The sequence below is a fragment of the Candidatus Cyanaurora vandensis genome (assembly GCF_013285555.1).
GTDB classification, from domain to species: domain Bacteria; phylum Cyanobacteriota; class Cyanobacteriia; order Gloeobacterales; family Anthocerotibacteraceae; genus Cyanaurora; species Cyanaurora vandensis.
In genome coordinates this window covers 1-12,303 of sequence record NZ_JAAXLT010000164.1, presented here as the reverse complement: position 1 = coordinate 12,303, position 12,303 = coordinate 1, and the positions used below count along the sequence as shown (strand labels likewise).

11 protein-coding genes are annotated in these 12,303 nt (G+C 57.1%); all 11 read right to left on the bottom strand.

The window, feature by feature from the left end:
- Positions 1-101: 101 nt before the first annotated feature.
- Positions 102-983 carry a sulfotransferase domain-containing protein gene (locus HFM78_RS11400; protein WP_287129568.1) on the bottom strand — a complete coding sequence of 294 codons (882 nt, stop codon included), beginning with the start codon at positions 981-983 and terminating at the stop codon, positions 102-104.
- Entirely contained in the window at positions 980-1,828 is an 849-nt protein-coding gene (locus HFM78_RS11395; protein ID WP_287129567.1) for a sulfotransferase domain-containing protein, read from the bottom strand. Before HFM78_RS11395 ends, HFM78_RS11400 begins: the two co-directional genes overlap by 4 nt.
- On the bottom strand, positions 1,825-2,778 hold the full coding sequence (locus tag HFM78_RS11390; RefSeq protein ID WP_287129566.1) for a glycosyltransferase family A protein: 954 nt from the start codon (positions 2,776-2,778) through the stop codon (positions 1,825-1,827). Before HFM78_RS11390 ends, HFM78_RS11395 begins: the two co-directional genes overlap by 4 nt.
- Positions 2,779-2,781: 3 nt before the next feature.
- Complete coding sequence (locus HFM78_RS11385) at positions 2,782-3,909, bottom strand: glycosyltransferase (protein WP_287129565.1); 1,128 nt, start codon at positions 3,907-3,909, stop codon at positions 2,782-2,784.
- Positions 3,910-3,929: 20 nt separating this feature from the next.
- The gene (locus HFM78_RS11380; RefSeq protein ID WP_287129564.1) at positions 3,930-5,342 is read right to left on the bottom strand and encodes an O-antigen ligase; all 1,413 of its coding nucleotides are present in this window, start codon (positions 5,340-5,342) and stop codon (positions 3,930-3,932) included.
- An 84-nt stretch (positions 5,343-5,426) separates the two neighbouring features.
- On the bottom strand, positions 5,427-6,413 hold the full coding sequence (locus tag HFM78_RS11375; RefSeq protein WP_287129563.1) for an NDP-sugar synthase: 987 nt from the start codon (positions 6,411-6,413) through the stop codon (positions 5,427-5,429).
- A gap of 107 nt (positions 6,414-6,520) precedes the next feature.
- A complete protein-coding gene (locus tag HFM78_RS11370; RefSeq protein WP_287129562.1) occupies positions 6,521-7,579 on the bottom strand; it encodes a polysaccharide biosynthesis/export family protein in 1,059 nt (352 codons plus the stop codon).
- A 20-nt stretch (positions 7,580-7,599) separates the two neighbouring features.
- Positions 7,600-9,729, bottom strand: a complete 2,130-nt coding sequence (locus tag HFM78_RS11365) for a tyrosine-protein kinase domain-containing protein (RefSeq protein ID WP_287129561.1) — start codon at positions 9,727-9,729, stop codon at positions 7,600-7,602.
- A 21-nt stretch (positions 9,730-9,750) separates the two neighbouring features.
- On the bottom strand, positions 9,751-10,056 hold the full coding sequence (locus HFM78_RS11360) for a hypothetical protein (RefSeq protein WP_287129560.1): 306 nt from the start codon (positions 10,054-10,056) through the stop codon (positions 9,751-9,753).
- 673 nt (positions 10,057-10,729) lie between these two features.
- On the bottom strand, positions 10,730-11,464 hold the full coding sequence (locus HFM78_RS11355; protein WP_287129559.1) for a response regulator transcription factor: 735 nt from the start codon (positions 11,462-11,464) through the stop codon (positions 10,730-10,732).
- A 332-nt stretch (positions 11,465-11,796) separates the two neighbouring features.
- On the bottom strand, positions 11,797-12,303 hold a 507-nt coding region (locus tag HFM78_RS11350), incomplete at its 5' end, for a hypothetical protein (protein ID WP_287129558.1).

The following is a 12,303-nucleotide window of genomic DNA, read 5'->3' as shown; positions in this document are numbered from 1 at the left end:
GGGGTTCTTTTTGGGCACAAGGGGCAATCTGCGGGTGTTGGGCTAGGTAATGAAAGAGGCTGGTCGTCCCCGACTTCATCGCGCCGATGATCAAAACAAAGTCACGAATCATGGCTTACGGTCCCTTGGCGGCTGTAGTGACGGTTTAACTGGTGCCACTGGTCTTCACAGAGCGCGTGGATCTCTGGGTGCAATCCTGTCAGCGTCCGGGTTTTGACCAGACTCGGTAACAGACTCGCGCCGTAGCTCGGTTGCCAGGGCTGACCGATGAACTGGTAGACCCTGGGGAAATGACGATTGGGTTCCTGGACCAGATCCGTGTAGGCGACTAGTTGCACCCTGGGGTCTTGGTCAAGCTTGAGATCAACGTAAATGCGGTTTCGCAAGTACCAAAATAAGGCCGCGCCCTCTTCATCACTCAACCCGCGTTCATGACAGCGACGGACCAAGTTAATTAGCTCTGGACTCAGCCGCTCGCCCCGCCAACCCAGGGTCCGCCAATCCGCTTGACTAATTCCCTGCATGATCTCCCGTTGATGACTGCCCCATTTTTGGATCGCCGAGTGGACGACCTCTGGGTAAGCCCGATATAGCCACAACACCCGCGCCTGGGGGAAGTGGGCCAAGAGTCGGTCAGTGTGGTGCGCGTCACAGATCGGTTTGAAAACCACGGTCTGACCAGGACTCCGCTGGACCAACCGCTCAATCGTTGTCAAATCGCGCAGGCAGTAATCCCGGAAAGCCGCATTGGCGCGGGCTTCGTCGTAGAGCGTGACCTGAGGGCAACGGTCAATCACCTCCATCAAGATGCCTGTCCCCGAGCGGTGGCAGCCCATCACAAAAACCGGGGTCTTAGGTAGCGTCTGGTCGAGGTGGCGCAGTTGCCAATGTCGTTTCTGGAACTGTTGGAGCCGCAGACTGAGGGCTTTGCTGATGCGCCCGAGGCCCTGTTGACTGCTTAGACTCAGATTAGAAGCTTTCATCGGACCAAGCCCCAACGCTGGATATCAAACCCGTACGCTCTCTGGAGCTGGTTCAAATCCGCTTGCAGTTCGCCCAAAAGAAGTTCGCGTTGGGCCACGGTGAGTTTAGTTTGTTGAGCACGGGCTTGGCGGGTCATCAGGGTCATCAGTTGTTGACGAGCAGACTTGGGTAGGTACCGGCTCAAGGCTTGCAGCCAGGGATATTGGTCCTTGAGACGGTGCAGGTAAGACCAATATTTACGCTCCTCCCGCCCATTGTGGGCCTTGGCAGTAAAGGTAAAGTCCGCGTCAATGGCCAGGAATTCACACAGATCCCGCAGCGTCTCGTTGGGGTTGTGCTTGAGGTCCTCGAAGGCGACAAGTTTAATCTGATTCGCCGAAAACCGAGCTGAGTATTGCGCCAACTGTGTTGCGTATTTTGAAATCCCAACCAAGTTGTTGTCCCGCTCGGCAAGCAGTTGGGTAAGGGGGTGCTTAATCCAGCCTTGGTCTACCCCGTGGTCATAGTGGGACTCGATGCGCTCTAGGGGATTACGCAACAAGTAAATAAACTTGAAATTAGCGTCCACACTCTGCATCCGCTGTGCTGGGTTCCCGACGCGACTATGGCAACCGTATTTGGTGTAGCTTGTCGAGGCTTCAAGAGCCAGTTGACCCTGGCGCACCCCCTGGGGCCAGAGGCTCTCGTACCAGCCCCAGCCCTTGTCCCATTGGGAGTTGAGGCCAAAGAAATCCGGTTCTTTTTTGATACAAGCGGCTATCTCGGGATGTTGGGCTAAGTAATAAAAAAGACTGCTCGTCCCGGACTTCATCGCACCAATAATCAACACGAAATCCCGAATCATGCCCTACCCCCGGTCAACCGCCGTAACTCATAAACGCTCTGCTGTAACTGCTGGTAACGGGCGGGTTTGAGCCATTGCATCAGCCCCAGGGCCAGCCCCAACCGCCAGGATTTCACCGTGTATTTGCAGGGCGGATAATGGGCGTGGGCGCGGTCACGCAAGTAGGCCCCGGCTTGGTAGTCGCCACTCGCCACACACTGCCAAGCTCCATAGAGGTAGTTATGTCCGTAGCTTTTACCGCGCAGGGGTAAGAGTTCCAGGGGCACAGTGCGGTAGGTCTTCTCAATAACTTTGTAAATTTCCTGTTCCATACGCTTGACGTTGCGCGAGACACTGACCGCCACTTGACGGTAGCGAATCAACGGTTCACGGATCACTTTGAATGGATATTTTGCGGCAATCCGAATCCACAGGTCCCAGTCCTCCGTGCCGTGCAGGTTGGGGTCAAAGACTCCCACTTCCGCTAGACAACTGCGGCGCACCATCGGCGAACTGCCACAGCCTACGCTATTGCGCTCAATCAGTTGGGGATAGACCCAGCCCTCGGACTGTGAAGCCAAGACTCGGCCCTTGGCAACCCCGCTACCATCAGCCAGCATCACCCACACATCCACCAGACCCACTTCAGGATATTGGTCTAGGCATTGCACTTGCTTAGCAAGTTTGGTCGGCTCCCACAGGTCATCGGCATCCAGAAAGGCCACATACTCGCCTTGGGCTTGGGCCAAAGCCGTGTTCCGGGCGGCAGCGGGACCCTGATTGACCTGGGTGAAAAGTTTAATCCGGGGATCGGTCTGGGCTTGGACCCAAGCCCCCGTCTGGTCCGGGCTCCCATCATCTACCACCAGGATCTCGAAGTCCTGGAAGGTCTGGGTGAGCACACTCGCTATCGTCTCCGGCAAGTAGGCCAGGGCCTTGTACGCCGGAATCACCACCGATACTTTGGGCATGGATTATCTCGCAAGTAGCTGTTGGATCAAGTCGCGGTAATGCAGAGCCATCTGGTCCCAGCCGAACCGTTGAGCGTTCTGACGTGGGCGGTCTTGCCAAGGCGTAGCCAGAGCCTCTTGAATCGCTTGGGCGTAGGACGCGGGGTCGGTCACATCACAAAAAACCGCTCCTCCCGCCAAGGTCCGGCGGCGGTTGGGGTCGTCGGTGGTGACTACCGGGCGGTTACAGGCTTGGGCCTCTAGGTAGGACAGGGCGCAGGGTTCGTCCACCGAGGGCAGGGTGAAGACATCGGCGCGGCGATAAACCGCAGGCATCTGGTCGTAGGGGTAACTCGCCAGGGTGAATCGTTCACCTAACAGTTTGCGGCCTAGGTCTAGGAAGTAATCCCGGTCCGCCCCTTCACCCACCAGCCAGAGGTGGACGTTGAGCTTGGCACAGGCACGAATTAGTAACTCTGGGCGTTTGTGGCTGTTGCAGCTGAGACGGGCCACACACAGGATCACCGGACCCTGGGCGGGTAAGGGGAAGCGTTCACCCTCAGGCTGGAAGCGTTGGAGGTCCACGCCGTTGTGAATCACACTCACGGGTTGCTCGGGGCGGTGGTCCCTTACCACTTGGGCCATCTGCTCATTAAAAACGACTAAGTGGTCCGGTTTGAAGCTGAGATTACGACGCAACGGCTTTCCTCCCGCCGCCAAGCCGGCGTGTTCCGTAAATAGCACGGGCACGCCCTGGACGGCCCGGACCACGGCAGCCACCGCCAGCCCGCCGTAGTCGTTGTTCGGGAAAATCAAGTCCGCCCGTGAACGCAACAGGCCACCCAAGGCCGGGAAAAAGGCTGTCGCGTGTTCCACCAAGCCGCTCGGGTTACGGCTAAAGGTCTTCAGCAGGGGGGTTAATAATTTCTCACGCCAAGGGGAGCGGTGGGCACGGCTGAGACTTGCTACCGGGCGGCAAAAAGGCTCCACCATCGCCCCACAAAACAACTCCACCTCGAAGTAGCGGTTCAGTTGCCGCGCTAGCTCTAGCGTGTAAACCTCCGCCCCGCCGCTCCAGTTCAGCCCGCAACTGGGATGGAGCATGGCGAGCCGGGGGCGAACTAAGCGGGGTTTAGCAGTGGTTGTCCGCATGCTGGTCATGGTTGGTTTTCTTATTTAGGTGAACTAGTAAAAAGCAGTTTACGATCAGATTTCGCGGCCCGTTGAACCAGGAGCGGAGCAGTTTTAGGCCAATGCCAGCCCGCCACCGCCAGCATCGTCCACCAGTAGAACCAGAAGGTTGTGTAGTTCCAGACGTTATCAGCAATCATCGCCACGAGCAACCCGGCAAAGACGGCAATCAGGACCTGGCACAGTTCGCGCTGGTCCGAGCCGGGTAGGGCCTGCCGCCAGAGTTGGGTCAACCGGGCTGCGATCGCCCCCAGCAACCCCAGGAATAAAGTGAACCCGACTACGCCTGTTTCCACCAACATCATTAGGTAGACATTGTGGGCCGAGATCCCATAGGGCGAAACCTCATCGGCAGTCCGTAGTCCGTAGCCCAGGACCGGAGCCTTTTGCCACGCCACAACCAAGAAAGTCCACTGGGACAACCGCCAATTAAAACTGTTGCCCTCAGGTAGGTTCGCCGCACTGGAGAAGGAAAGGGTGCTATTGAAAAGCGGGGTATTTTGCAACTTGTCCAACCGCCGTTGCCCGACCTCGGTACTGAAAAAGACCCCCAGGAAAACCACCACCGCCGCCGCCCCAAACAGTAGGTTACGGGGTTTGAGGGTAAAGAGCGCGTAAACCGCCAAAAACCCAAGCATCATCACAAACCCGGTCAAGGCCCCAGTCTTAAAGAAAACAACCCCGGCGGGGACTAGTAACAACAACCAACGTCGCTGCTTCGTCTGCCGGTAATGCCAAATCAGTAATCCGACAAAAATTACCAAGAAATCCGCCAGCGCGTCGGGGTGAGTCAAGGTACTGGCAATCCGTCCCCGCACCGTAAACACTTCCACCAGCCCCACCCCCAGCGGGATGACCAGTGCCAATAGGAGATAGCTCAACAACTGCCGGGGCGAGACTTTATCCTTAAGCTGCATTACGAGGAAATAAATCAAGACCAAGGAGAGCATCCGCGTCCACTCCCGGAATGCCTCATCCGCCACCAAGTAACTATCAAAGAAGCCCAACCCCGCAAACAGGGGCCAACACCCCATCAACAACACCCAGCCCGCAAACACCCAGAGGAACCAATCCCCTTGGACCGGCTTGCGTTGGAGCAGGGTGAAGAACAAATACAGCAGAGCCACGCCGTCAATGACCAGGGCCAAGGCCGCCGGGATCTGCGCGGTGGTCAGGATATCCAGACTAGAGCGCATGACGAGTAGGGTCAGCACCGCCAACTCAAACTGCATCACGATAAAAGCCGCCCCCAGCACCCCCACCACCGCTAGGGCGACCAAAATGGGCTTCAACCCCGCCACCACCGCCACCCCGACGCCGACTAAGGCGCAGATGAGGACGAGGATCAGGTCCTTGGGTTGTAGGGTAGGCCAAGTGAATTGCGCGTTAGTCATCGGGTATCCGCCATAAAGAATGAAGCGGCCTGGAACCAGACCGCCTTTGATGAATTTACAGGAGCGTTTTAAGCCGCGAGTGGCTTAAGCCGCGAGTCCCTTAAAACCAACACTGACGCAGCGACCGTTGGTGACAATGGAACGGATCACTTCATCGCCCACGCTCACGTGGTCGTCAGCAGTCCAAACGATACTGTCCAGGACCCGCGCACTGGGTTTGACCACGGTGCCATTACCAATGCAGCTATAGCCCATGACCACGGCCCCAGATTGGATATGGCAATGGTCGCCAATCAGCACATCCCGCGAGATGATCGCCCCCGGCTCAATTACGGTGTTGCGGCCTACCCGTTGTTTCAGTTCCATATGGGTCAATAATTCCCAGTTGGTGTAGAGATACTGCGAAAGGGTCCCCACATCGGACCAGTAAGCATCGGTCTGCATCGCGTAGAGCGGCAACCCCATCTGGAGCAGTTTTGGAAACAACTGATGCCCAAAGTCGAAAACTTCATCCTTAGGAATATGGTTAAAAACTTCCGGCTCCAGGATGTAGATTCCGGTGTTGGCTCGCCGGGATTTCTCCGTACCCGGCGCGGGTTTCTCCTGAAAAGACTGGATGCGGCCCCTTTCATCGGTCACCACCACGCCGAACCGCGCCGGGTTGCTGACTTCCTTGACCGCCATCGTCGCCATCGCGCCACTCGCCCGGTGAAAGGCTAAGAGTTGAGTCAGGTCTAAGTCCGTCACGACATCGCCAGAAACCACCGCGAAGGTCTCACTGCCCAAGAAATCGGCCTGACGCCGGACCCCGCCCGCTGTGCCCCACAACTGGTCTTCCCAGGAATAGCAGAGGTTAACACCGTAGGCATGACCATCGCCAAAAGCTTGCTCAATCCGCTCACCTTTGTAATGCAAGTTGGCAACGAGGTCTAGGAAACCGTGGGTGCGGCAAAGATCCATCACTCGGGCCATGACCGGACGATTTAAGACCGGGATCAACGGCTTAGGAATCTCGTCGGTAAACGGGCGCAGCCGAGTGCCTTGTCCAGCAGCAAGAATGAACGCTTTCATCTAGGGTCTCCTCAGATAAGACGGGGTAAGTCCCGCTTGAATGAAATTTAAAGTAAACAGAAAGTAACACTTTGGGCCTGGGGTCCTGATCTACCCCAGGAGCGAACTCAGAAAGTCCGCCCGCCAAAAAATATCGTCTGGAACAGTTGACCGATGGGACCCAGGATCGTCCCAATCATGTCCGCTGTCTGATGGAAACCATCGCGCCCGACAAAGATCACATCCCCGTTGCGGACCTGATAGTTGGTCTTGCCCTCAGTAAAAGCTTGCAGGTTGACGGTGAAGCGTTCGACCCGCCCGTTGGGGGCCATCCGTGCTACGTTGACATTCCCCAAGTCCGCCTCCTGGGTCGGTCCACCCGCCAGCGAAATCGCATTGAGGACCGAGGAACGGGGGTCAGCGTTGACTAAACCCGCATTTTTGACCTCCCCGGCGACCTGGACTTGGACGGTCCGGGGGGCGAGGGTACTGACGGCTACATCCTGGGCCATCTTCTCGCTGAGGGCATCGCCGGGGGTGAGTGCCGCCACACGCACGGTATCGCCGTCGCTGAGCGTGATGTCTTCGCGAAAGTCTCCGGTCTGAAGTGCGTTCCAGAGGTCCACCGGGTACTCTTGCAGCCCGTCCGCCGTGGGCCGTACCACCACGACCTTACGCAGGTCCGCCGCCGGGGTCACGCCGCCAGCCAGACTTAAAGCACGGCTCAGGGTCTCCACCCCGGTATTGCGACTACGGTTGCTATTGCTGTTGTTCTCGCTTTGACCGCTCACGCTGGCGAAATCCTGGGGACCGGGGCGCAACACTTCACCGATTACGTTGACGCGCAGGGGCCGTGTATCGGTGACGGAGACCGCCACGACTGGATTACGCAAGTAACCCTTAAACCGTTGGGCCAGTTCGTCGGAGAGTTGGCTCGGGCTAATCCCAGCGGCTTGGACCGCACCCAGATGCATGATGTTGATCGTGCCATCGGGTAGGATCACTTGGTCTTTGGAGAGTTCTGGGAAATCAAAGACCTCCACGCGGATACTGTCGCCGCTTCTGAGTCGGTAGCCCTGGGCAGCGACGCCGACGGTGAAATTAGGCACGGGGGTTGCCACAGGATCAGCGGCCCAGGCAGAGGGGGCCATCATCAAGACAAGGGCCGTGGCCCAGATGTATTTCATTAGCGTAGACCTCGGGTAGATTAATCGCGGCTGGCAGGGAGTTCCAAGGTAAGAGCGGCTTTGGGTCCACGCTCGTAGCTGTCTCCATAGCCATAGCTGAGTTGTTCACGGTTATCCACCCCGTTACAAACCAAACCCAACAGGGGGATGCCGTTGTTTTCGAGCCGTTGCTTGACGCGGAGTAGGGCCTGTTGGTCGGTCACTTCCGGGCGGACCACGAGCAGGATACCCCTGGCCTTGGCGCCGAGCAGGTAGCCGTGGGCAAAGGCGCCCAGGGGCGGGGTGTCAATAATAATCTGGTCGTACTGGTCCTCCAGTTGCCGCACCAAAAGTTCCACCGCCGAACTCTCGAGGAGACTGGCGGAGTCCTCAGGCAGGGCGTGACCCGCTGTGAGGAGGCTCAACCGGGACTGGGTGGTGGGTTGGATGTAGGTGGCGAGATGCGCTGGTCCCTTGCGCCGCGCCTGTTGTAACCATTCCCCAAAACCGGGTTCCTCCTGGACCTGAAAGGCCCGCGCCAGACTGGGGCGCACCAAGTCACCATCAATCAGGAGGGTCCGTTGACCAGATTTAGCCATGGCAATCGCCATCTGGCTCGCCACCGTGGACTTGCCTTCGTTGGGGACCGCACTACTAACTACCACCACCGCCGCCTTACCGTGGGTATCGCGGGTCAAGAAGCGCAGGTTCGTACAGAGCATCCGGTAAGCTTCGCGGCTCCAGGTCTTGATCAAGGGTGTAGTCTGTCCGGTGAGGAGGGGCAAGGAACCCAGCACGGGCATCTGGAGTAGGTATTGGGCATCGGCTTCGGTCATGACCTTGCGGTTGAGCAGTTCACGGATGAGGACGACCCCACCGGCGACCACCGCCCCGACTACGCTCCCCGCCACCGCCAGGATGAGGAAGTTGGGCCAGACGGGGTTACGCGGCTCACTGGCGGGCTCCACCACCCGCACGCTGGAGAAGCCCTGGGCCTCGGCGAGTTTGGCCTCTTCAAGTTTGCGCGAGAGTAAAGTAACCGTCGTGCTATTGAGGTCTACCGTCCGCACCAGTTGGGCGTACTGGACTTGGCGTTGGGGCAGGGCTGCCACCCGGCCCCGGTACTGGGCCAAGGCCCGTTGGACGTTACTAAGCTCTTCTTGGGTACCACTGCGGGTGACTTGCAGTTCTGCCAACTGCCGGGTCAGCCCCTGGGAAACAGGGTTCACTTTCACCGAGACACTGCCGGCTTTACCGCCCATCGCCTGGATACGCTGGTCCAGGGTGGTTTTAAGAGCGGTCTGTTGCCGGAGTAATGCTTGTAGTTGGGGATGCTGGTCGCCCAAGCGTGTGCGCTGGCGGGTCACTTCGGCGTCGAGTTCGGCCTGTTTAGCGCGGAGGGCCTGCACATCCGGGTCCTCACTCACCGCCACGGCGGTCACAGCTTGGGCCACGGTCTGACCGCCCAGTTTACGGGTGAGGTCACGGATCTGGGAATCCTGGGCCGTCAAGTTACCCCGGAGCGTGCGTTCTTGGGCTTCGAGGGTGGCGAGGTTACTCACGGCGGACTCGGCCTCGGCCCCCATCGCCACGGAACCCGAACGGCTCTGGAAATTCTGGAGCCGCTGTTCAGCCTTGCGGAGGTCGCGCTCTACTTGGGGCAATTTCTCTTGAAGGAAGGTCCGCACTTGAGTAGCCCGCGCCCGGTTGTTGGTCACGACATCTTTAACCAAAGCCTCGGTCACTGCCGTCACCGCCCGCTGGGAGAAGGCCGGGTCTGTGCCTTTGTGGGAGAGCGTAACAATGTCAGTCCCGAGGATCGGACGGATTTCTAGGTCCTTGCGGAGTTGGCTAGGCAGGAGTAATTTCTTGGTTTCGGGGTGGCGCAGGTCGGCGGATTGGATCGCTGAAGCCAAGATCGGGTCTGTGGTCAGGATCGTGACTTGGTTCTCAATCGGGTTACTGGTGCGGGTGAAGGTCGCCCCGGTATCCACTAAGCCCGGTAATCCCTCCGTCAGGGTCGGCCCCACTTCTTGAAAAAGGAGCTTCGTCTGGGACTCATATTGGGCTGGGGTCAAAGCTCCCGTCAATAGACACGAGCCAAGGACTACGGTGAAAGCAGTCAAGGCCGGGAGGCGATGGCGCGTCAATATACCAAAAACAGGATGCATAGTCTTTTCCTCAACGGGTGGTTAGCGGCTGCCGGAGACGACGGGTCCCCGACTGGACTGCCATGAATACTGACTGACGCTGGGGTTGGGTTGGTTGGGGTCAATTAACCCGCAGGTCTTTTCCCATTCCTGGTCATTGGGGACGCGGACTTCGTGTTCCCCCGTATCTTTATCTTTGTTGACAATGAGCCACATCGTGCCGTGGGTCGGGCAAAAGAAAGATTCGATCCAGCGGGAATGGTCTACATACACGCCTTGACGGGTCAATAACATCGCCCGTTTACGGTTAAACCCCGTGGCCGCCATCACCGCTTGAACGGTGTCCAAGAAAATGTAGTTTTTGTTACTATTTAGACGCCAAAGACGGACGCCGCAATGGGGGCAGGCCACTTTGACCGCAGACTTGGCCCGACTTCGCTTGTGCACCATGGTGTAGATACCGTTGAGGAGGAATCAAGGCGGGATTAAAAAGTGCGATCTAAATCACACACAATAATCCCCTTACAGTCCCGGACAAGTGCACACAAGGCGTCTACTTGTTCAGGCGTGAATACTCAGAATTTAGCTCTGAATGTAATGAACTCTAATCAATTAGCCAATTGCTTAACAACCGGGTGAAGTTCGTAATTCATGATTAGTTAGTTGCCCCTAAGTTGACTAGAGGAATGAGCTTAGAGAGTTGCTTAGATTTTTCAAAAATCTCCCAGATGAACCAGAGTAAACTCTTTCTGGGAGATAGTTTCAGCTATTCTTCCGGCCCCGCCACCCCAAGAGCCATTAGCCCAATTTAATCGCTAATTAGCAATGCTTTGAGAGGGATTATCATATCTAGAAGCTTTATAACCTCAGCGGCTGACTCGAGCAATTTTGCGCCATAACTGGCTCTACAGCTATGTTTTTACGGTTAAGCGCAATCTTGAGCAGCCGCAAATTACCCCTATTTATAACCAGAAACTATTTTGAAACTTAATACCCCCACCGACGGGCAGGGGAGGTGGGATCAGCCCATAGTCTGAGGATCAGCCGGTGGATGACGGTGGGTCGAGGCGGTCAAGCCCTGCTCTAGGGCGTAGCGGACTAACCCAGCCGTGTTCTTAATCCGCAACTTCTTCATTAAGTTATTGCGGTGGGTATCCACAGTCCGGGGACTGATCGTGAGTTGGCGGGCAATTTCTTGATTGGTATAGCCCTCCGCCACCAAAGAGAAGATTTCCCACTCCCGGTTGGTCAGGTGGACGCTATTTTGGACCAGGGTGGGCCGGGTCGGGGCACGTTCTACCAAGCGCAGGGCTTTTTCACTCTGTTGGGCATCACGCAGGTACTTTTGGGTCATCAGTTTGGAGATCGCCGCACTGAAGACCTGCTCCCCTGCTGCCACCGCTCGGATTGCCTGGAGCAACTCCTGTTTCTCCGCGCTCTTCAATAGATAGCCATTGGCCCCCGCCCGCATGATCTGAAAGAGATAATCCTCGCTCTCATGCATTGTGACCACCAGGATTTTGGCCTCGGGGTAACGCTCTTTAAGGATGCGGGTGACTTCAATCCCGTCAAGCTTGGGCATTGAGATATCGAGTAGACTCACATCTGGCCTAGACCGCTCAAAAAGCTCGATCGCCTCCTCGCCGTTACTTGCCTCGCCGACGACCGTAATATCACTGGCCGTCAGCAGCATGATGCGGATGCCACTCCGAATCAAGGCATGGTCATCCGCAATGAGGACTTTCAATTTCTTCATGAAGGTTCCTAGGAATGGGTACTCGAAGTGGGTTTCCGCACACTAGATCAGCAGCTTATTCAACTCTAGCGTGGTTTGTAAGCTACGTGATTTTGAAACAGAAATTGCGAAATTTGCGTAGACGAGGTGCGGAGATCAGGAGATTGGATGTCCATTTACGCAAAGAGGTTCAATGACAAGGAGGAGCTTTGCCAGCCTAGGTATAAGTGCACGCGAGGCAGCTACTTAAACCACAGGTAACTATCGAACTAGATTGTTATAGACAATAAGCAAGATCTAGCTCCCAAACAACCGAGTAAAGCCCGTAAATTGAGCTACAGGAATAGGACTAGTCAAGGTACCCCGTAGATCTTTACGGGTTTAGCCCCATAATCTACGGTCCAGTGGTCTTGCCAATCGGCTTGGACTGCCTCGGGTACGGGAGCACCCAGGGCCGGGTACAGGTTGCGGTACCGCCCGTCCCCCACCAAGGCTAAAAACCCCGGTGGCCCCCCGGACCAAGCCCTGCTCCCTTGCAGTTTCGTCAAGGGCCAGCGGCTAGCGTAGACCACGAGGGGGCTATCGGTATAGAGCATCCCCGATCGTCCCCCGAGCCACGTCCCCGCCTGCTGGGAGGGTTGGTTCAAGACGACCCAGCGGGGCCACTGCTGGAAGTAATAGAAGTTCAGCGGCACTAGGGCCAGCCCCACCAGCGTCAAGGTCCCAGGCAGGTAGCCAAAGACCCGACGACTCCCCAATAACAATAGGGGCACCACACTCAAATAGTAGCGAGGCGATCCGGTCAACTGCCCAGTCCCCACCAAGAGGACCACCAGCCCCAGATAGCCCAACCCCAGCCC

What these genes read in the sequence shown, in the direction of transcription:
- HFM78_RS11400 (WP_287129568.1), bottom strand. Translation starts at nt 983, where the DNA reads ATGAAAGCTTCTAATCTGAGTCTAAGCAGTCAACAGGGCCTCGGGCGC.
- HFM78_RS11395 (WP_287129567.1), bottom strand. Translation starts at nt 1,828, where the DNA reads ATGATTCGGGATTTCGTGTTGATTATTGGTGCGATGAAGTCCGGGACG.
- HFM78_RS11390 (WP_287129566.1), bottom strand. Translation starts at nt 2,778, where the DNA reads ATGCCCAAAGTATCGGTGGTGATTCCGGCGTACAAGGCCCTGGCCTAC.
- HFM78_RS11385 (WP_287129565.1), bottom strand. Translation starts at nt 3,909, where the DNA reads ATGCGGACAACCACTGCTAAACCCCGCTTAGTTCGCCCCCGGCTCGCC.
- HFM78_RS11380 (WP_287129564.1), bottom strand. Translation starts at nt 5,342, where the DNA reads ATGACTAACGCGCAATTCACTTGGCCTACCCTACAACCCAAGGACCTG.
- HFM78_RS11375 (WP_287129563.1), bottom strand. Translation starts at nt 6,413, where the DNA reads ATGAAAGCGTTCATTCTTGCTGCTGGACAAGGCACTCGGCTGCGCCCG.
- HFM78_RS11370 (WP_287129562.1), bottom strand. Translation starts at nt 7,579, where the DNA reads ATGAAATACATCTGGGCCACGGCCCTTGTCTTGATGATGGCCCCCTCT.
- HFM78_RS11365 (WP_287129561.1), bottom strand. Translation starts at nt 9,729, where the DNA reads ATGCATCCTGTTTTTGGTATATTGACGCGCCATCGCCTCCCGGCCTTG.
- HFM78_RS11355 (WP_287129559.1), bottom strand. Translation starts at nt 11,464, where the DNA reads ATGAAGAAATTGAAAGTCCTCATTGCGGATGACCATGCCTTGATTCGG.